Below are 19,370 nucleotides of genomic sequence, written 5' to 3'. Positions count from 1 at the left end.
AGTGGTAAAAGATTATGACAATGATTTTTTTAAAGAAGATAACGAAGATACAACAGATTTCTCTTTAATAAAAGGGGATACGTTGCAGCAAGTAGAAGAATTAGAAGAAGAATTAAAAAGAAAATCATAAGTGTACACTCTTTCTACATTTGCTATATAATATAAATAAAAGGTTGTATCTTTTTGAAAAGGGGGAGAAGAGATGGCTGAAGTCAATGTACAAAAGTCTTCGTTTTTTAAAGAAAAAAAAGAAGAATCCAATACAGATTTCTCTCTTGTGAAAGGTGCATTAACGGAGAATATAAATCGGTTAGAGAAACTGATGAATAATAGTAGTTCAAAATATATACAGGTGAAAAGAACAAAAGAAAATGCATAGAGCATTTTCTTTTGTTTTTTATTTAATAGTAAACTTATCTTTTACTTTTTTAGGTAAATCTGTTTTCTGAATCTCTTCATAGGACTTTACTTCAATTGATGATATTTCATTGTTGCTATTATCATCTTGATCTACATAAAGGCGTAAAAACGCGTCTTCATTTAATTTATGATTGTTTTCTTTTTTTGTACTTCTAAATGTAATTTGTTTTTTGACGCCATCTTCATCATATGCGGACAGCGTATAGTTTCGTAAGTTTCTATGATCTACTTTTTCGATAGTTCCTTCGCCTTTTATCTGCATGTAATATACATCTTTACCAATTCTATTTAGTGACGCTCTCTCACAGCCAATAGTAAAACTAAAAAATAATAAACATAGTGTAATAATTGCTAAAAACTTTTTCATTTTCTTTATCTCCTTTAATGTGTTTCTTTAGAAAGTATACGACTATTATTAAATGAGAAAAATTGATGTAGATTACAACGCGCTTACAATGTTGTAAGAGTGTTGTACATAAAATGAACAATAAAAGTTAAAAGAAAGATAAAATAATGAATCATGGTATAATGATATGAGACTTACATATTATTTTTTCATTTTGAGAGGAGCTTGAAAAATGTATTCTACTTTAGAACAATTAACAAAGCACCCTGTATTTTTTCATTTTGCAGAAATTTCAAAGATTCCTAGAGGATCAGGTAATGAAAAGGAAATTAGTGATTATTTAGTGGGCTTTGCAAAAGAGCGTAACTTAGAAGTCATTCAAGATGAAGCATTAAATGTCATTATTAAAAAAGAAGCAACAGCTGGTTATGAAAATGTACCAGCTATTATTATTCAAGGTCATATGGATATGGTTTGCGAAAAAAATCAAGCAACAGTACATGATTTTGAAAAAGATCCAATTGAATTACGAATCATTGGGGACATGTTATATGCAAATCAAACAACTTTAGGTGCTGATAATGGTATTGCAGTTGCGTATGCATTAGCTTTATTAGATTCAAAAGAAATTCCGCATCCAGCACTTGAAGTCGTTATCACTACTGAAGAAGAAACGACAATGGGCGGAGCTTTTGCTATTGATCCAAATCATTTTGAAGGAAAGATATTTATAAATATTGATTCTGAAGAAGATCATAAATTACTTGTAAGTAGTGCAGGTGGTGCGAAAGCTGTTGAAACAATTCAAGTAATTTGGGATGAAACGCCAGCGAATATGGATGCATACCGTATATATGTTGGTGGTCTAAAAGGCGGCCATTCTGGTATGGAAATTGATAAACAACGCGGTAATGCGAACAAAGTATTAGGACGAGTATTACGTGATTTATCAGTACATACGGAGTTTTACATAAGTGAAGTTCACGGCGGATTAAAAACGAATGCAATTCCGCGTGAAAGTGTAGCTACAATTTTAATTCGTACAGAAGATGTAGGACAAGTAGAAGAAAAACTAGAATCATGGACACGTGTATTACAAGAAGAAATGCGTGCTGTTGATCCAGATGTTCATGTTACACTGACAAAATTGGATGAAAAAGTTGAAAAAGTATTTGCTAAAGAGACACAAAAGCAGCTTATTTCATCGTTATTCTTAATTCCAAATGGCATTCAAAGTATGAGCATGGATATTAAAGGTCTTGTAGAAAGTTCAACAAATTTAGGCGTTATTGAAACGTTGCAAGATGAAATTAAATTACGTAACGAAGTGCGAAGTTCTGTAAGTAGTTTAAAACAACATGTTGCAGAAGAAATCAAATATATTGCTGAATTAGTTGGTGCTACATTTGAAATAGAGTCAGAGTATCCAGAATGGCCATACAATCCAAACTCACAAATTCGTAATTTATTTGAAAAAGTACATCAAGAAAAATACAATAAAGAAATTGAAATCTTCGCTGTACATGCGGGGATTGAGTGTAGCGCATTCGTTCAAAAGATGCCTGAATTAGATGCAATTTCATTCGGACCAGACATTTTCAACGTCCACACTCCAGATGAACATATCAGTATCTCTTCTGTAGTGAATAACTGGGGATTCTTCATTGATGTAATGAAGGGTACGAAAGAATTAGCTAAGTAATAACGACGAAATAAAAAGGAGCCTATAAAAATTTATAGGCTCCTTTTTTGTATTGGAATTTATCCCACTATTTGCCGGGCAGCCCGATTGGTTCAACTAATAATCAGTGGGGGATGAATAAAACCACTACTGATTAAAGTTTCACTTTATGAGAAGTCATTTTTCGTTAGTATGTAATATTAAGCTTGAACAATTAATAAGGATGAATTGTTGATGTTTTTTAGTACTGATGAAGGGGTGGAGAAATGAAGGGAAGAAATCATTTTATTGTTTGTATGTTTTTATTGTTTTTCACATTTAGTTTTATTGGTGTTCAGAAAATAATAGCAGAAGAAGTTGAATTTTCAGGAACAACAGCTCCATTGAATGTAAATGTTAGAGAGGCAAAAAGTTTAAATGCAAATATTGTAGATGTGATTCCCGGAAATACAAAAGTATCTTTTAAAGGATGGGAGTATGGTGAAGCGGTTAAAGATTACTGGACAGGAAATTTAGATAATCGTTGGTTTTATTATTTTAAAGATGGAAAAAAAGTATATGTAACGTCAGCGTATATTAATGGAAATCCCCCAAGTACACCAACAGACCGTAAATTATCTGTACCTAACATATTACAAGAAAGATCAAATTGGTGTTGGGCAGGCACTTCGGTTTCAGTTTTAAATTATTTTGGGAAAACTCCTTCACAAGATCAGTACGTTAGGTATGTTAAGGGTGGATCATATAATAATCCTGCAACTTCACGTGAAATACAATATGGATTATCGGGATATGGTGTTAGCTCAGCTATAAGTTCTGGAGCAAAATCTTATGATTGGTTCAAAAGTCAAATTAATAGTAATCAGCCGATGATTGCACTCATTATGTGGCAAAATGGAGCTAACATCGGACACTTTCTAGTACTTGATGGATTTTATAAAGGGACAAATGGAACAGATTATATAACATACATGGACCCTTGGTATGGTGATCATTATAATCATAATTTCAGTACGTTCCATAACAATAATAATTTTTGGTGGAGTGAAACTGTTTATAATATCCATGCAAACTAATAATATTAAAAGCGGGGGTTCATAAATGGGAAAACTACTTAAGCTTGTGATACTGTGCATGTGCTTAATGACCGTTATTATTTTCGCTAGTAAAATTAGTTATGCATCAAAAAATAAAAGTGAATCAGTACAATCGATCGCATTAAAAGATTATCAATATAGTAAGGGAAGTTCTTCTGAAAATTTAAGTTTTGAAAAAATAACAACATCTCCATTTTCGTTACCAATCTATGAAACAATTCCAGCACAGCAAATTTTAAATAGCTCTGAATTTAAGAATTTACTATTACCAACAAATGAAAAGCTGTGGTTTATTATGAAGGGTGAGCAGCCAGAAGGACTAATTGTTGCGAATGATACTGAACCGATTCGAACGGGCGGAGAAAATAGAAGTAAAGATTTATATGGATTATATAAAGCAATAAAAAATAATACAAATGAAACAAAAGATATTAGTTATTTCGAATTTGAAGGGCAAGGAATATTGGTAGTAAATCAAAATAATGATCAAGAAATATACCTTAGTAAAGGTGCCGCTGCCATATTAAAACTTCCTGCTGGTCAAAAAGTATTGAGCAGTGAAGTAATACAGAAAATGAAAGAGAGAATTGTAACTGGTTTTGAATAGTGGTAATATCTGATTTTTTTGTTTATACAGGGTTGAATAGGGAACAGGATCAATGGTAGCATTAGGGCATCTTTACTGTTTGAAACCTAATAGTGTATATAAAAAGGTTAGAGAAGTTAATTCTCTAACCTTTTTATATTAATGTCTGAAATTTAAAAAGTGATGGAGTAAACCAAATAATAAAAGTTTGTCTGCTCTTCTATTTTTATTTGCAATTTAAACTCGTTATATTCAGCTATCTATTGTACAACCTTTTTACATAGCTGAATTTTTTTATTTGAAAATAAGGGTGCATCTATAAAACCATAATGATAAACTAAAATACCTAATTCCACTCTAGAATTAATATGCCATTTTTCTTTAATATGATTAATTATCGTTGAAATTCTTCGAGGGGTAACATATATTTTTTTTTGAAATTTCTGCATCTGTGTATCCTTTTGCTACATAAATAGCCACTTCTAACTCTCTTTCGGTCAACATTCTTTTCATAAAATACGCTCCTTCGAAATTATTTATATAAAAATCAAAAGAAACTATTAAAAGAAATAAAGGTGAAAAATCATATTTATTTTAATCCGGCTATTTGCGGGTAGTAAGACTCCGACCTCAAAATTTAGATGTGGCAAAGAAGTCGGACTCCCTGTAAAAGCCTACCTGGGGTGGACTAATAATCAGTGGGGGTGAATAAAACGCACATTGATTATTAGTGAACCATATTTTAATAATTTCTCGTATTGTGATACAAGTTTGTAAAAGAAACTATAAATCCATATAATTAGTAATTGTAACTATATCAATTTTACATTACATTAAAAGTTGGAAAATATTCTTATACTCATAAAGTGTTACATTTGAGGGAGGAAAGATGGAATTCTGCAATCTTGGTATTATTATTAAAGAACTTAGAAAGAAAAAAAACATGTCACAATCTGAATTATGTCATGGAATATGTTCACAAAGTCAAATTAGTAAGATAGAAAAAGGTATTATTTATCCATCTAGCATATTGTTGTATCAATTATCTGAAAGACTTGGTATTGATCCAAATTATATATTCGCACTAACCAAAAATAAAAAAATAAAATATATTGAAAATGTAAAATGTGTAATGAGAGATTGTGTAAAACAAAAACAATATAATGAGCTTTATAAAATAGTAAAAAAAGAGAAAAATGATAATAATTTCCAATCGAAAGAGGATAAACAATTTTTATTATGGCATGAAGCGATTGCTATATATTATGTAAATGGAGCAACAAGTAATGCTTTTGACATTTTAAATAGAGCACTAAAACAAACCTTAAGTAGTACTAACTTTTTATCAGAAAAAGAAATAAGCATAATGAATTCAATTGCTATAATACATGCAGAAAATGAAGAGTATGAGAAAAGTATAAATATATTAAAACAAAGTTTAATTAATTTTAATAAGATAGAATTTCCTAGAGAAAAAGAAATCAAATTAAGACTCATTCATACGTTAACAAAATGTTTACACCTTGCAAATCAATATGAAGAAGCAATAAAGTATAGTGAAATAGGTATAAAATTAGCCATAAATATGAATACTTTATACTTATTAGGTGAATTGTTTTTTGAAAAAGGTGCAATTTTATTGAAAGTTCAGCACTCTAATGAAGTTGGTTTAACAGACATAAAAAAAGCATTGTTTATATTTGAACTAACTGAAAGAAAACAATATATAAAAATGATCAAGGAAAAATATATTAAAAATCAAGAATAAACAAGAAAGAATTTTAACATAAACTATTCCTAATTGTTATTTATTTCTAAAAAAAGTACTGTAATACGAACTATTCCTAATTGTTGTTTATTGCTAAAATGAATACCGTAATATTAGATAAATATAAAGGGTGGCATTTTATGAAATCAAGAGGAATTACTCGTAAAGCAGATAGTATGGGGCGTATTGTTATTCCAATGGAAATAAGACGGAGTTTAGGAATTGTAGAAAAAGATTCTCTTGAAATGTTTATAGAAGAGGATCAGATTATTTTACGAAAATATCAATCTCCAAGAGCTTGTGCACTTACAGGAGATATTTCAGACAGCAATATTTCGTTAGCGAATGGGAAGATTATTGTAAGTCCAAACGGGATGGAACTGTTAATAAAGAAGTTACAGCAATATCTTTTAAAGTAAAAGATAAGTAAGAACTTTAAAATAGAATATACTTGGAAAAAGTCCTCTATTCATTTAGGGGGCTTTTTTATTGTTATCAATAAAATTGAGGGGCCGTAGTTGGTTCAATGGAATACGAATTACCTTGTGAATAGTCTGACTATTTTTTAGAAAAAACTATTCATTTACATTTTTTGGTTTCGTGTTATATTTTTAATGTTAACATAGTTGTATTGAAAATTCTGATTTTAAAATTAGGAAAACTTTAGAAAATGAAATACTCTTACTTGAATTGAAAATCATATAAACATAGTTTGAAAGTAAAGTATGAAAATGAATCAGATTTTCAAATTAAATTTGTCAATTCAATAGAGGTTCGTGGGGGAAATGTAGCTAAGAACAAATCTCTTATACTCCATGTTTTTTATTTGTAAATCGGTAATTCTAATAGCTCTGACGAAAAGTAAAGGAGTAAAAAAGAAGTGGATAGTTTGTTTAATGAAGATAGGGTGTAAAAAATAAAACAACGGAGGTTTTATAATGAATAAAGGAATACTGCAGATTACAGAAATTGAAGAAATTACTATTCCGAATCTATTGAAGGATAAAATGAAGAATCTGATAGAAAATGAATTAAAAACTCATAATCCTTATACTTGTGATCAAGAAATAGCAGCATATTTTTCAAAAGAGTGGCTTAATTGTTTGATTGACTATTCAAAGAAAAATCCGAATTCAGATATGAAAAACCTACTACATATGATAAAAATAGCGAATTGTGGCGGGAACGTACCGCCTATCCTTATTAAAAATACTCCATGTGATCCTATAGAAACACTATTACCTGGGGAAAATCGCAGAGGTTTTAATTATGGTGAAGACGAACACGATAGAATGAAAAAATATTTTTATGCAGAATGGGTCACATGGCTTTTTGCCACACTTTTTAATTATGATGCTTTAATTCACCCATCCGAACATGCTGGGAAAAATAGATTTCATCTTATTTCGCCTTTAAATAACGATGAAGTTTTGCGAAATGTCGGTGCAAGCACCGGTGGCGGGAACTTTTATCAACATAACGATGCCACAGTGTATACAGATATGAAAGACCAATCAGATATTGAAGCAAGATTGAAAACATTCAATACGAATTTAGAAATTGTATCAAATAGACTTAATAAATCCGTGGAACGAATAGTGTCTGAAATTACTTGTGGAAAATTTACTAGAGTTGATGCTCTTTTATTAAAAGGAGTGTTAAATTTAAAAACTCAAACTCATATTGGAACGCCAAAATTACTTCAAAAGCATCTTGAAGAAAATTTCTTCAGTAAAGATGACATATTGGCGATAAGTAAAATGCCTATTGCTCATATCGCAGGAATGGCTGATGGTGAAATATCGGGATTTGTAGGGGAAATAAACCAAATTATATTTTTAGATGATAATGGTGATATTATTGCAACTTGTTTAAATGGAGCAGAGAATAGATTGATTTATGTAGGAGAAAGTGAAGAAGAAAAATTGAAATTTGACATGTTTTTAGAACTCTTACGAACAACGCCTACTTATAAGGTTCCACTTACATCTGAAGATTTATTAATTATCCCAAATTCATACTATGGTAAACAAACAAATGTAACTCATGGTAGAGAAAGGTTATCTGAGGAAGAATATAAAATCCCGATTGGAAATAATAAATACGGAAGAAGAATTGTTTGCAGGCAATACGTTTCCAGCCGATTACGTGATCAGAAAGAAAGTTACTTTAAAGATTTAATTAACTAGTTTAAAGAGAGGAGGGAAGATGGGGAGGTTTGGGGTATAATAGCTCAAGCCTTCCCATATTCTTTGTATGGATTTTACTATTGAATTACTCATACTACTATTTTTAGTAGCTGTATTAGCAGGATGGATAGATACGATTGCTGGAGGCGGTGGTATGATAACTATCCCGATAATGTTATTAGTAGGTATGTCTCCTTCTGTAGCGATAGCAACTAATAAACTGCAAGGGAGTAGCGGAACTCTCATGGCAACAGTGTTTTTTATTAAGAAGAAAGAAATTAATCTTAAAGAAATGCGTTTGTCCATCTTAATGACCTTTTTTGGATCAGTTTTCGGTGGATGGCTTGTTTTACAGATACGGGCAGAATATCTAATTATGATATTACCTTTTTTACTTGTTTTTATTGGCATTTATTTTCTATTATCTCCAAATATAGCAAACGAAGATCGACCGAGGAAAATAAGTATGTTGTTGTTTGCGTTAACAGTGGCTCCGTTACTGGGATTTTATGATGGTTTCTTCGGCCCAGGAACAGGTAGCTTGATTGCTTTAGCGTTCATTCTCTTATGTGGATATAGTGCTACACGGGCGACTGCAAATGCTAAGATTTTGAACTTTACAAGTAATTTCGCTGCTTTGTTATATTTTATTATTTTTGGCCAAATCGATTGGACAATTGGGTTGATTATGATGCTTGGTCAAATTATAGGATCATATATTGGAGCGAAGATGGTGCTTACAAAAGGGACGTCATTAATACGACCAATAGTGGTTATTGTTTGCTTTGTTATGGCAATTAAAATTTTTTTACAAAATATAAACTAAATGTAATCAATATATTATTTGTATCGAAGTTAGAGTGTTTTCATGTTTTTATTGCAGTATTACGCTGTTTAAGATGTGTTCAAAATTACACAGTTTGACTATTGTAATGTATTGCGTTATGCTTTTTTATAGTATAAAAGAAAGGCTTGAAGATAATGATTCGTCGTTTGAGAAAGCTAAAAAATGTAGCAGTCGTAGTAAGCTTCTAAGTAAATAGCAATATATATAATACTTAGAAGCGAGGAATAAAGTTATGAAGCATCCATTATTTAATCATTGGTCAGAAACAAAGTATATAAAAGATATAGTAACAAATCCACTCATTGAAGTAGGAGAGTACTCCTATTATTCAGGCTATTATAGTCATCAAAATTTTGAAGATGGCTGTGTAAGGTATTTGTGGGGAGATGCTAAGTCCCAAGCACTGTTCAATCCAATTGAACAGATGGGATGGCACCTTGACAAACTCATTATTGGGAATTATGTTTGCATTGCAAGCGGGGTAGTCATTTTAATGGGTGGTAATCATAATCATCACTCAGAATGGATTACAGTATATCCATTCGCTGAGCAAATTAAACAATCATATGAACCTAAGGGAGATACAGTCATTAAAAGTGATGCTTGGATTGGAATGAATGCTATAATAATGCCTGGCGTTACTATTGGTGAAGGTGCAATTGTTGCTGCAGGATCAGTCGTAAGTAAAGATGTTCCGCCGTATACAATAGTTGGTGGAAATCCTGCTAAGGAAATAAAGAAACGATTCACTGATACAGAAATAAACATGTTAATGGAAATGCGTTGGTTTGATTGGGATAGGAAATTGATTGAGAAGGCAATTCCGCTGTTATCTAGTCCATCCATCGAACCATTATTTGCTTTTTATAAAAATGAAGTGAAAAATAAATAAATCAGTTAGAAAAACTACATCCAGTATAGGGTGTAGTTTTTTATTTTTTGTAAATGTGGAACAAATGTATTATTTAGATTGTCTATTAACTGTAATCCTAAAAAATATGAAAGTGTGAATCATTTTGAAAAATATAAGGGGATTAAAAATAAGGATATGTGTGGGAATACAAAGTATTAGCGCACCTAAAAGTGTCGGATGAGGTGGTCTATATGAAAGCGATTCTAACGTTTTATATGTATATATAATTTGAGAACACTGTCTATTTTTTGCGGGATTATGTTAGAATAACGCTTTTTTTGAGTACAAAGAAATTGGAGGTAACAGAAGTGAAAGGTATGTTTTGCAAGAGAGTTATTGCAATAGTAACAGTGCTTACACTATTTTGTAGCATGGTCGTTACAATTGGAAAAGCAGCAGCGGAAACAGTTCCTGCTATAGACGTTGAAGCAGGATCAGCAATTTTAATAGAAGCAAATTCCGGAAAAATTTTATATGAAAAAAATGCAGATGAATCATTGGCAATTGCTAGTATGACAAAAATGATGAGCGAATACTTAGTTCATGAAGCGGTGGATAAAGGAAAACTTAAATGGGATCAAAAAGTTAAAATCTCTGAATATGCACATAAGATTTCGCAAGATCGTTCACTATCAAATGTTCCATTAGAAAATGGTGGCTCTTATACGGTAAAAGAGTTATATGAGGCAATGGCAATTTACTCTGCAAATGGTGCAACAATTGCTTTAGTTGAACAGATTGCTGGTAAAGAAGTCAATTTTGTAAAAATGATGAACGATAAGTCGAAAGAGTTTGGTATGAAAGACTATAAATTTGTAAACTCTACCGGCTTAACAAATCAAGATTTAAAAGGATATCATCTAGAAGGGACAACTCTAGACGAGAAAAATAAAATGTCTGCAAGGGATTGTGCAATTTTAGCACAACGTCTTATTCAAGATTTCCCCCAAATATTAAATACAGCAAAAATTCCTAAAAAAACATTCCAAGAGGGTGGTAAATATCCAATTGATATGGCGAACTTTAACTGGATGTTAAAAGGTTTAATTAAGCAATATGAAGGTGTAGATGGTTTGAAAACAGGAACGACTCCAGAAGCGGGAGATTGTTTCACTGGTACAGTAGAAAGAAATGGTATGCGCCTAATTTCTGTAGTGATAAAAGCAAAATCTCATACGGCACGTTTTGATGAAACAAAGAAATTATACGATTATGGATTTGCGAATTTTGAAGTGAAGAATGTCTACGGAAAAGATTCAGTAATAAAAGGACATGAAACAGTTCGAGTGGCAAATGCAAAAGACAAAGATGTAGTAGTTCAAACGAAGCAAGCTGTTTCACTTCCAATGCCGAAGGGCAATAAAGACATTTATAAAAAAGAATTTAAAGTATCGAATACGGAACAAGAAGCGCCTATTAAAAAAGGTGTAACAATTAGTAAAATGATTATCTCGTCTAAAGATAATACAGATCCTGGGTTCTTATCAGGTAATTCATTACAAATAGACCTTGTAACAAAATCTGATGTGGAACAAGCAAATTGGCTTACACGTTTTATACGTAAAACAGGATCTTTTTTTAGTGGTATGTGGGATCGTACGATTGATATAGTAAAAAGCTAATTTTATAGGATACAACTAAATATTAGTTTGAAACAAAAGGTTTCAAAGCACTATAGATTCTTATGTGGATAGCTTGGAATGTCAGGGTGTAATTTTTTCTTCTTACTTTGTGCATTGCAATGACACTACTTTTTTCTATAGTTTCGTATCATGTAATCGAAAAGAAATGTATCAACTGGGCAAAACAAAGAACAACAAATTTTTTGAAAAAAGTATAAGTCCTAGAGGGATTTTATTTCTTTAGTAAATATACGAATATGACCGATTCCTTAGTATACTTGGGAATCGGTCAATTTTGGATTCTAAATGTAAATATAGTAAAGTGGAATATAATTGAAATCGAAAACCACTTAGAAATAACAATTACGGTGTGAGCTATTGTATAGTATAGATATGTTTAAAAATAAAGGGGGAATACATATGTGGAAGCGATTTGTAGCAATTGGTGATAGTTTTACAGAGGGGATAGGGGATGAAGTTGAGGGAATTGCATTAAAAAGCTGGGTAGATCATTTTGTTCAACTGTGTGAAAAAGATATAGAATATGCCAATTTTGCAAAGCGTGGGTTAGTAACTGAAGAAATTCGCTTGCAGCAATTGGAAAAGGCGTTAACTTTTAATCCAGATTTGGTTAGTCTCATTGCAGGGGCAAACGATGTTTTAAAAGGACGTTGGAATCATGATGCATATAAGAACGATATGGAATTTATGATAGATACATTAAGTAAAGCAGGGGCTGATATTATTATAGCAAACCTTCCTGATTTTACAGTTAGGCTTCCTTTTGCTTCTGAAAAAAAACAAGAAATAAAAGAACAATTATTAGAGGCAAATGAAGTTATACATTCACTGAGCAGAGAGTATAAGCTTCATCATGTTGATTTTTGGAATCATCATTTAGTTAATGACAATACGCTTTGGTCTAAGGATTTAATTCATCCAAACTCAAAAGGATATGTAAAAGTTGCTGAATTGATTTTTAGTAGTTTGCCTGTACAGAAGACAAAATAATAGTTTGCAATGTAACGAATATGATATTAAGTGTATGAAGCTATGTTTTTTAGTAAATGGAAAGAACTAAACATTTAGCAAACAAAGCGTTTCTACGATATATTTCTACAGTAGTGCACAAATACAGAATCACAAAGAAAGATCACTTATGGAAATAGGTGGTCTTTAAATGTTTTTATAACTAAATTAGTATATGCTGTATTACTAACAATTTCGTACTACATAAAAATTAAGTTCTCTTATAGAAAAACTGATTTTATATTATCTTAAAATATAATAACATGTTCAAATGATATTTTGGGTATGTATCCTAATTGTGAATGATGTGTAATTTTTTTTGAAGTATAAATATCCAATAAATAAAATAGGTAGTAGGTGCAGAAGTATTAATACTATATTATTCAATTCTTGTTATGAGTACATTAGTGATTGGTAATATTATATTTTTATTATCAACTTTAGTTATTGGAATTAATTTGCATAGAAAATATGTAGGATAAGAAAAAATAAATATACTTTATTGTATATTTATTTTTTTGTTTAGTAGGATTTATAGTCTCTATAAACTATTATGTTAATAAAATTAAAAAACTTAATTCTTGATATCCTTATGGCTAAAGCTATCTATAAAATGACAATATAACTAAATAATTGTTTGGTATGATTTGTGGATTTAGTTTTTTATCCGAATTTTCTGATTCAAATATTTCAACTTTATGAATATAGTAGGTGAAATATTTGTGTGATAGTATTTGAGATAGAAAAAAGCCAACTTTAAAAAGGATGTGAATTGAATGTGCAAACGACTGTAAAGGGTTATATTAAGGAAACGTTTAGCTGTTATTAGTGTAAGGTAAAGATATATTTTGTAACAGTTGATATAAAAATGAAGAAATAGGTACGCTTTCGTTTGTCTGACTATTTTAAATATATGAAAAACAAGAGTGGTTTGAGTTTTGACGAAGTTAAATTCTAGGTGAGATGTCAATAATGATTAATTAAGTTTAATAAAGAGGTACCTTATACGCAAAAGCGTTTATATTAGTAACCTAAGGAGCTTGCTTTTATGAAAACTATTGATTCAAAAGGCCTATTAGGAAATAGGGTTTATTTACAAGTTTTCTCTGCCTATTCATTGCTTATGCTTGGTGTTTTTATTGATATGTTAGCGATTATGACTATAGTTGGGTTTGAATGGGAAGTAGATCCTACTATGATTGGATTGATTCCTGTTGCATATGCACTTCCTGGAATTATTTTTGGCTCATGGGCAGGTGTTATTGCAGATCGTTTTAGAAAAATTCCAATTATGATGTTCTGTAATCTAATGGTTGGTCTAATAACAATTGCTCTTTTATTTGTACAAGATATCCACTGGCTCTTAGTGGCATTAATGATTCGTTCCATTTTTATTGTTTTCTATTATCCTGCACAGCAAACACTAACAAGACAGATTGTATCCCCGGACTTGCTTACTAAAGCAGTAAGTATCAACGGAATAGTAGAGCAGGGTACAAAGATAGTAGGCCCACTTATAGGGGGCATGTTGCTGAGTTGGTTTCAACCAGAGTTCTGCCTCATTATAAGAGCTATAAGTTGTTTATTAGCTACCTTAGTTCTCATACCCACAATAAAATTTAAAGAAACTATATCGAAAGAATTTGTTGAAAAGCAAAAACAAAGTACTTGGACCGCTTGGGTACAAGGGTGGGGTTATGTGTTATCTAATCGGATAATATTATCAACCATGATTTTCGTTACAATAGCCATGGCAGTATTACAATTAGTAGACTCACAATTCCCAACTTTATTTAAGAGTTTATTCCCACATGATAAAAGTAAAATGGGATATATCATTTCTATTATTGGTCTTGGCGGAATACTTGGTGCATTACTAACTCAGAAATTAAAACAATTTCAATATGGCTGGGTAGTATGTGGAGGTATGGTTTTAATGGGAATTGGTTTTGGGGGGATTGGTTTGATAACGCCCGGTACGGTCTTCGTTTTAGCCTATTTAATTAGTTTTATCGCTGGTATTGGAAGTGGGCTGATGCTTGTATCTAATCAAGTCATATTACAAATAGAATCCGATCAAGATCAAGTAGGAAGAGTATTTGGTATACAAAGCAGTTTAACAAACGCAGTTTTAATTATTTCCCCTGCTATGAGTGGCCCATTAGTGCATTTATTTGGAGTAACTCAACTCTATGTTTATGGAGGGATTGGGCTTGTTATTATTGGAGTAATTGGAGTTTCACTGCAGAAATATTTATGGGCTAAACATAAACACGAACCAATAAGAGCAAATAATTTTTGAAGGGAAGATTTTTATGACCAATGAGGAATGTTATCCATTAAGCCATCCGCAGCGAAGAATATGGTATACAGAAGTTATTCATTCTGATAAAGGAATATGTAATTTAAGATTTTTATTTAAACTTCATCGGAAAATGAACTATTCAAAATTAAACCAAGTTGTGAATCGCGTTATCAGTGAAAATGACGGTCTGTGCATTAGGTTAAAAGAAAATGGGCATCAGGAACCGAAACAATATTTTATTAAACATGAAGAACAAGAATTTGAGTTTTTTGATTTCAGTAATGTGGAGAATACAAATTTGCTTGAGGAATGGATTGAGCAGAAAACAAAAGAAACGTTTACATTATTTAATTCCAATTTATACTATTTCGCTTTAATAAAATTAAACGATAATGAATGTGCAGTCTTTGGAAATGTTCATCATATTATTATGGATGGTTTATCAATTCAAATATTTACTGAGCAGATTGCAAAATATTATTATGACATGCATAACGAGAATGAGGAAGGCGAAATTAAAAATTCATATGTTCAATTTCTGACCAATGAACAAACATACTTGAATAGTAGTCGTTTTCAAAAAGATCAAAAATTTTGGTTAGAGGAATTTAAAACACTGCCATCTATGACCGGGTTGAAGCCTTATAATACGTACCAAGTTAGTACCAAAGCATCACGTGAGACGTTTATATTAACGGAGCATTTGAAGAGAAAGATAGAAAAATTTTCTGAAGATTACAATTTTGGTTTATACACCCTTTTTGTTGCTGCTTTCTCGTTGTCCATGTATCGGTGGACCTCATCGTTTGATATTGGTTTAGGAATGGCTTACGGCAACCGTATGACTAAAATGGAACGAAAATTGATTGGAATGATGGTGAGTACAGTTCCTTTAAGAATGGATATTGATCCAGAAGAAGAAGTACTTTCATTTATTAGTAGGGTGTCCAGAAAACAAAGTAAATCATTAAGACACCAGAAATATCCATTTGATTTGTTATTAAAGCAGATTAATAAAGAGAATAACAGTAATGTGAGACTTTTCGGAACTACGATTGATTATAGGGATCGTGATGAAAGTGGTGACTCACTATGGATTCCAAACCGTGAAGAAGTACAAGATTTTGCAGTGCATATTGAAAATCTAATTGATATAGACTCTTTACATGTACATATTGATTATCGTGAGGAGCTATTTTCTAAGGAAGAGATAAAACGGTTTTTTAACGTGATGTTAGCGATAATGGAAAACACTTTTGAAAACCCAAAGCAGAAGGTGGCTGAAATAGAAATCATTTCTGAGGAAGATAAAAGAAAAAGTTTAGTTGAGTTCAACAATCCTAAACTGGATGTCCCGCCTCAAGTAACTATTCATGAAATGTTCGAACGGCAAGCGATGATTTATCCAAATGCTATTGCAGTTACGTATGAAAAAGAAAAAATTACTTATAAGGAGCTTAATGGACGTGCAAACCAGTTAGCTCATTATCTGCAGAAAAAAGGAGTAGGACCTGATACTTTAGTTGGACTGTGCGTTGAACGTTCCCACGAGATGATTGTAGGTATTTTAGGGATTTTGAAGGCTGGTGGGGCTTATGTCCCACTTGATCCAACATATCCAGAGCAACGACTTCAATATATTTTAGAAGATGCTAGCATTCAGTTATTCGTAACGCAAGAAAGTTTAAAAGAATTGAACTGGTTACCAGAAAATGTTGAGTCGATTTGCCTGGATCGTGATCAAGATGAGATTGGGAAAGAAAGTAAGACTTTGCCGGTTTCTAGTGTCGGTCCCAAAAATCTGGCATATGTAATCTATACTTCGGGATCAACGGGAAATCCAAAGGGCGTTATGATAGAACATCACAATGTCATTCGGTTATTTAAATCGACGGATTGTTGGTATCAGTTTAATGAAAAAGATACTTGGACGCTTTTTCATTCGTATGCATTTGATTTCTCAGTATGGGAAATTTGGGGAGCGTTATTATATGGTGGAAAATTAGTTGTTGTTCCGTACTGGATTAGTCGATCACCTAAGGATTTTTATCAATTATTGGTGGAGGAAGAAGTCACAGTTCTAAATCAGACACCTTCCGCATTTCGACAATTAATACAAGTGTGTGAACAAGAAGATAAGAATAAAAATTTGCAGCTGCGTTATGTCATATTTGGCGGAGAAGCGTTAGAACCTACTAGCTTGTTACCGTGGTTTCAAAGGTATGGGGAGAAAAAACCACAGTTAATTAATATGTATGGAATTACAGAAACTACAGTTCATGTTACATATTATCCAATTACTTTAGATGATGTGCAGCATGTTTCAAGAAGTAATATTGGAAAGCGGATTCCCGATTTAGAAGTGTATATACTAGACGCTTATCAACAACCTGTTCCTATAGGTGTTGATGGTGAACTTTATATTGGCGGGGCAGGGCTTGCACGTGGGTATTTAAATAGACCTGAATTAACAGCAGAGCGTTTTATATCTCATCCATTTAGTAGTGATCTGAAAGCAAGATTATACCGGACAGGAGACTTAGCGAGGTATTTGCCAGATGGGAATCTAGATTATCATGGAAGAATTGATCATCAGGTTAAAATACGTGGTTTCCGAATTGAGATTGGGGAAATTGAGTCTACTTTACATACATATGCATATGTAAAAGAGGCAGTTGTAATTGTAAGAGAAGATCAGCCAGGCGATAAACGATTAGTAGCATATGTTGTAGGAGATGGAAATGTAGATGCGTGGAGAGAATATCTTAAAGCGAAACTACCAAGTTATATGGTTCCTTCGGGATTTGTGGCGATGGAAGCTATTCCACTTACAACTAACGGTAAAGTTGATCGTGAGGCCTTACCTATGCCGGAGGAAAAGCAGATTAATAGTGAATGTGTTGGCCCTCGGAATAGTAACGAACAAATACTAACTACCATTTGGAAGAGAGTATTAGGTGTTAAAAAGGTGGGAATCTATGATAATTTCTTTGAAATTGGTGGCGACTCGATTCTCAGTATTCAAATCATATCTCAAGCAAGTCAAGTGGGGTTAAAACTGACTCCAAAGCAAATGTTTGAATGCCCAACTATCGCTGAGCTGGCACAAGTGGCTATAGAAACGCAGGGAGTACAAGCGGAGCAGGGAATTGTGATAGGTGATGTGCCTCTTACTCCAATTCAGTGCTGGTTCTTCGAGCAAGAACATCCACATACAGAGCATTGGAATCAATCAATGCTTTTAAGAGTAAAAGAAAGATTGGATGTGAAATTACTAGAGGGAGCGATATTAAATTTACTGAAACATCATGATGCTTTACGTTTCCGGTACGAACAGTTACCAAACGGAACGTGGAGACAGAGAAATGAAGGGACTGATGAGCTGTCAGTACTCCATGTTGTAAAACGGAATCAAGTTAATGAAAAAGAGTGGAATAAAATAATACAAGAAGAGATGAATATTCATCAAGCTAGTTTCAATTTAATTACTGGTCCGTTAATGAAAGTAGTGTACTTTGAAGATAACTTGACTGAAAATGATCGAATATTCTGGGTGATACATCATTTAGTAGTAGATGGAGTGTCATGGAGGATTCTATTGGAAGATTTACAGGTGGTATATAACCAGATGAAACAAGGTCAAGAAATTCGCTTACCTGCGAAAAGTACATCTTTTAAAGAATGGTCTGAACGACTTCAGACATACAGTGATTCGGGTATTTCAAAAGAAGTAAAGGATTATTGGAATGAACAAGTAGAAAAAGAAACGATGAAAATTCCAATGGACTATCCAATACAAGAAACGACAGAAGAATCGATTGATCAAGTGACGAGGACTTTAGGAATAGAAGAAACACAAGCATTGTTTCACGAAGTTCTAGTCACTCATAAGACAAGGATTGATGAGGTACTATTAACGGCATTAGGACAAGCTATCGTCGATTGTACAAATCAGCAAACTGTTTCTATTCATCTAGAAGGACACGGGAGAGAAGAGATGATTGAAGGTATTGATTTATCAAGGACAGTGGGCTGGTTCACGAGTATTTATCCCGTTCATCTCAATTTTCAAGGAACTCAGACACCTATTGAAGGGTTAAAGGCAGTCAAAGAGCAATTGCGTCGAATCCCAAATCGCGGAGTTGACTATGGCATTTTACGTTACTTGAATAAAGGATTACTTCCGTTTTATCAGCAAAAGCCTTCAATAAGCTTTAACTATTTGGGCCAATTTGATCAGGTGTTTTCAAGGGACTCTTTGTTTATGCAAGAGACAGGATTTACATTTTTAGATCATGCTCCAGATTCCAAACCATCTCATCTAATTGATGTTATCGGAATGGTGAAAGATGAAAAGTTACATTTTATTTGGATGTATAGTAGGAAACAGTTTTCTAAATTAAAAATTCAAGTGATAGCAGATGGTATGTTGAGGCATCTTCGTCAACTTATAAATAAACCAACAACAGAGTCTGCTTTTACGGTATCAGATTTTGCTGATGCAGAGGATCTTACGGAAGAAAGCTTGAGCAAAGTATTACTTAAATTAACAAAGAAGAGGGTGTAA

Annotated in this window: 15 protein-coding genes and 2 pseudogenes; 15 read left to right on the top strand and 2 right to left on the bottom strand. The window is 32.4% G+C overall.

What is annotated here, in order from left to right; genetic code table 11:
* The first annotated feature begins 1 nt into the window (after nt 1).
* Together QCI79_RS00635 and spoIISB are read left to right on the top strand one after the other, a co-directional pair.
* Nucleotides 2-130 carry a hypothetical protein gene (locus QCI79_RS00635; RefSeq protein WP_000237818.1) on the top strand — a complete coding sequence of 43 codons (129 nt, stop codon included), beginning with the start codon at nt 2-4 and terminating at the stop codon, nt 128-130.
* 72 nt (nt 131-202) lie between these two features.
* Nucleotides 203-379: a stage II sporulation protein SB gene (gene spoIISB / locus QCI79_RS00630; protein ID WP_000852629.1), complete on the top strand. Its 177-nt coding sequence runs from the start codon at nt 203-205 to the stop codon at nt 377-379.
* Between the two features lie 18 nt (nt 380-397).
* On the opposite strand, the gene QCI79_RS00625 is transcribed toward spoIISB, so the two are convergent.
* The gene (locus QCI79_RS00625; RefSeq protein ID WP_000713866.1) at nt 398-787 is read right to left on the bottom strand and encodes a YxeA family protein; all 390 of its coding nucleotides are present in this window, start codon (nt 785-787) and stop codon (nt 398-400) included.
* A 211-nt stretch (nt 788-998) separates the two neighbouring features.
* Between QCI79_RS00625 and pepD the strand changes: the two genes are divergently transcribed.
* The 3 genes from pepD (at nt 999) to QCI79_RS00610 (ending at nt 4,151) form a co-directional block, all read left to right on the top strand.
* Entirely contained in the window at nt 999-2,468 is a 1,470-nt protein-coding gene (gene pepD / locus QCI79_RS00620) for a beta-Ala-His dipeptidase (protein WP_000287515.1), read from the top strand.
* A 245-nt stretch (nt 2,469-2,713) separates the two neighbouring features.
* Nucleotides 2,714-3,523, top strand: coding sequence for a papain-like cysteine protease family protein (locus QCI79_RS00615; RefSeq protein WP_000678509.1), 810 nt, complete (start codon nt 2,714-2,716; stop codon nt 3,521-3,523).
* A gap of 25 nt (nt 3,524-3,548) precedes the next feature.
* The gene (locus QCI79_RS00610) at nt 3,549-4,151 is read left to right on the top strand and encodes a hypothetical protein (RefSeq protein ID WP_000517260.1); all 603 of its coding nucleotides are present in this window, start codon (nt 3,549-3,551) and stop codon (nt 4,149-4,151) included.
* 239 nt (nt 4,152-4,390) lie between these two features.
* Here QCI79_RS00610 and QCI79_RS00605 read toward each other — a convergent pair.
* Nucleotides 4,391-4,643, bottom strand: a pseudogene (locus QCI79_RS00605) (response regulator transcription factor).
* Nucleotides 4,644-5,019: 376 nt separating this feature from the next.
* Here QCI79_RS00605 and QCI79_RS00600 point away from each other — a divergent pair.
* The 10 genes and pseudogenes from QCI79_RS00600 to QCI79_RS00555 all read left to right on the top strand — a co-directional run bounded on the left by QCI79_RS00600 (nt 5,020) and on the right by QCI79_RS00555 (nt 19,370).
* Complete coding sequence (locus tag QCI79_RS00600; RefSeq protein WP_000393603.1) at nt 5,020-5,898, top strand: helix-turn-helix domain-containing protein; 879 nt, start codon at nt 5,020-5,022, stop codon at nt 5,896-5,898.
* A gap of 140 nt (nt 5,899-6,038) precedes the next feature.
* The gene (locus tag QCI79_RS00595) at nt 6,039-6,317 is read left to right on the top strand and encodes an AbrB/MazE/SpoVT family DNA-binding domain-containing protein (RefSeq protein ID WP_000842216.1); all 279 of its coding nucleotides are present in this window, start codon (nt 6,039-6,041) and stop codon (nt 6,315-6,317) included.
* Between the two features lie 519 nt (nt 6,318-6,836).
* Complete coding sequence (locus tag QCI79_RS00590; RefSeq protein ID WP_001032363.1) at nt 6,837-8,087, top strand: hypothetical protein; 1,251 nt, start codon at nt 6,837-6,839, stop codon at nt 8,085-8,087.
* 67 nt (nt 8,088-8,154) lie between these two features.
* Nucleotides 8,155-8,913 carry a TSUP family transporter gene (locus QCI79_RS00585; protein WP_000347987.1) on the top strand — a complete coding sequence of 253 codons (759 nt, stop codon included), beginning with the start codon at nt 8,155-8,157 and terminating at the stop codon, nt 8,911-8,913.
* 253 nt (nt 8,914-9,166) lie between these two features.
* Entirely contained in the window at nt 9,167-9,826 is a 660-nt protein-coding gene (locus QCI79_RS00580) for a CatB-related O-acetyltransferase (RefSeq protein WP_000682538.1), read from the top strand.
* Nucleotides 9,827-10,155: 329 nt separating this feature from the next.
* The gene (locus tag QCI79_RS00575) at nt 10,156-11,469 is read left to right on the top strand and encodes a D-alanyl-D-alanine carboxypeptidase family protein (RefSeq protein ID WP_000677704.1); all 1,314 of its coding nucleotides are present in this window, start codon (nt 10,156-10,158) and stop codon (nt 11,467-11,469) included.
* A 92-nt stretch (nt 11,470-11,561) separates the two neighbouring features.
* Nucleotides 11,562-11,687 (top strand): annotated as a pseudogene (locus QCI79_RS00570) (acyltransferase family protein); the annotation flags it as partial.
* A 202-nt stretch (nt 11,688-11,889) separates the two neighbouring features.
* Complete coding sequence (locus tag QCI79_RS00565) at nt 11,890-12,480, top strand: SGNH/GDSL hydrolase family protein (RefSeq protein ID WP_000265873.1); 591 nt, start codon at nt 11,890-11,892, stop codon at nt 12,478-12,480.
* A gap of 1,066 nt (nt 12,481-13,546) precedes the next feature.
* Nucleotides 13,547-14,800: an MFS transporter gene (locus tag QCI79_RS00560; protein ID WP_000848289.1), complete on the top strand. Its 1,254-nt coding sequence runs from the start codon at nt 13,547-13,549 to the stop codon at nt 14,798-14,800.
* Nucleotides 14,801-14,813: 13 nt separating this feature from the next.
* Nucleotides 14,814-19,370, top strand: coding sequence for a non-ribosomal peptide synthetase (locus tag QCI79_RS00555; RefSeq protein WP_000180429.1), 4,557 nt, complete (start codon nt 14,814-14,816; stop codon nt 19,368-19,370).

This window comes from Bacillus cereus group sp. MG1, from assembly GCF_040460035.1.
Lineage (GTDB): Bacteria > Bacillota > Bacilli > Bacillales > Bacillaceae_G > Bacillus_A > Bacillus_A cereus.
The sequence above is the reverse complement of the archived record's forward strand: the minus strand, read 5'-3'. Positions and strand labels throughout refer to the sequence as shown.

Bases quoted from the DNA above. Each gene is read 5' to 3' on its own strand.
- QCI79_RS00560 (WP_000848289.1), top strand. From the start codon at position 13,547: ATGAAAACTATTGATTCAAAAGGCCTATTAGGAAATAGGGTTTATTTA.
- QCI79_RS00610 (WP_000517260.1), top strand. From the start codon at position 3,549: ATGGGAAAACTACTTAAGCTTGTGATACTGTGCATGTGCTTAATGACC.
- spoIISB (WP_000852629.1), top strand. From the start codon at position 203: ATGGCTGAAGTCAATGTACAAAAGTCTTCGTTTTTTAAAGAAAAAAAA.
- QCI79_RS00590 (WP_001032363.1), top strand. From the start codon at position 6,837: ATGAATAAAGGAATACTGCAGATTACAGAAATTGAAGAAATTACTATT.
- QCI79_RS00565 (WP_000265873.1), top strand. From the start codon at position 11,890: ATGTGGAAGCGATTTGTAGCAATTGGTGATAGTTTTACAGAGGGGATA.
- pepD (WP_000287515.1), top strand. From the start codon at position 999: ATGTATTCTACTTTAGAACAATTAACAAAGCACCCTGTATTTTTTCAT.
- QCI79_RS00615 (WP_000678509.1), top strand. From the start codon at position 2,714: ATGAAGGGAAGAAATCATTTTATTGTTTGTATGTTTTTATTGTTTTTC.
- QCI79_RS00585 (WP_000347987.1), top strand. From the start codon at position 8,155: ATGGATTTTACTATTGAATTACTCATACTACTATTTTTAGTAGCTGTA.
- QCI79_RS00625 (WP_000713866.1), bottom strand. From the start codon at position 787: ATGAAAAAGTTTTTAGCAATTATTACACTATGTTTATTATTTTTTAGT.
- QCI79_RS00595 (WP_000842216.1), top strand. From the start codon at position 6,039: ATGAAATCAAGAGGAATTACTCGTAAAGCAGATAGTATGGGGCGTATT.
- QCI79_RS00580 (WP_000682538.1), top strand. From the start codon at position 9,167: ATGAAGCATCCATTATTTAATCATTGGTCAGAAACAAAGTATATAAAA.
- QCI79_RS00555 (WP_000180429.1), top strand. From the start codon at position 14,814: ATGACCAATGAGGAATGTTATCCATTAAGCCATCCGCAGCGAAGAATA.
- QCI79_RS00600 (WP_000393603.1), top strand. From the start codon at position 5,020: ATGGAATTCTGCAATCTTGGTATTATTATTAAAGAACTTAGAAAGAAA.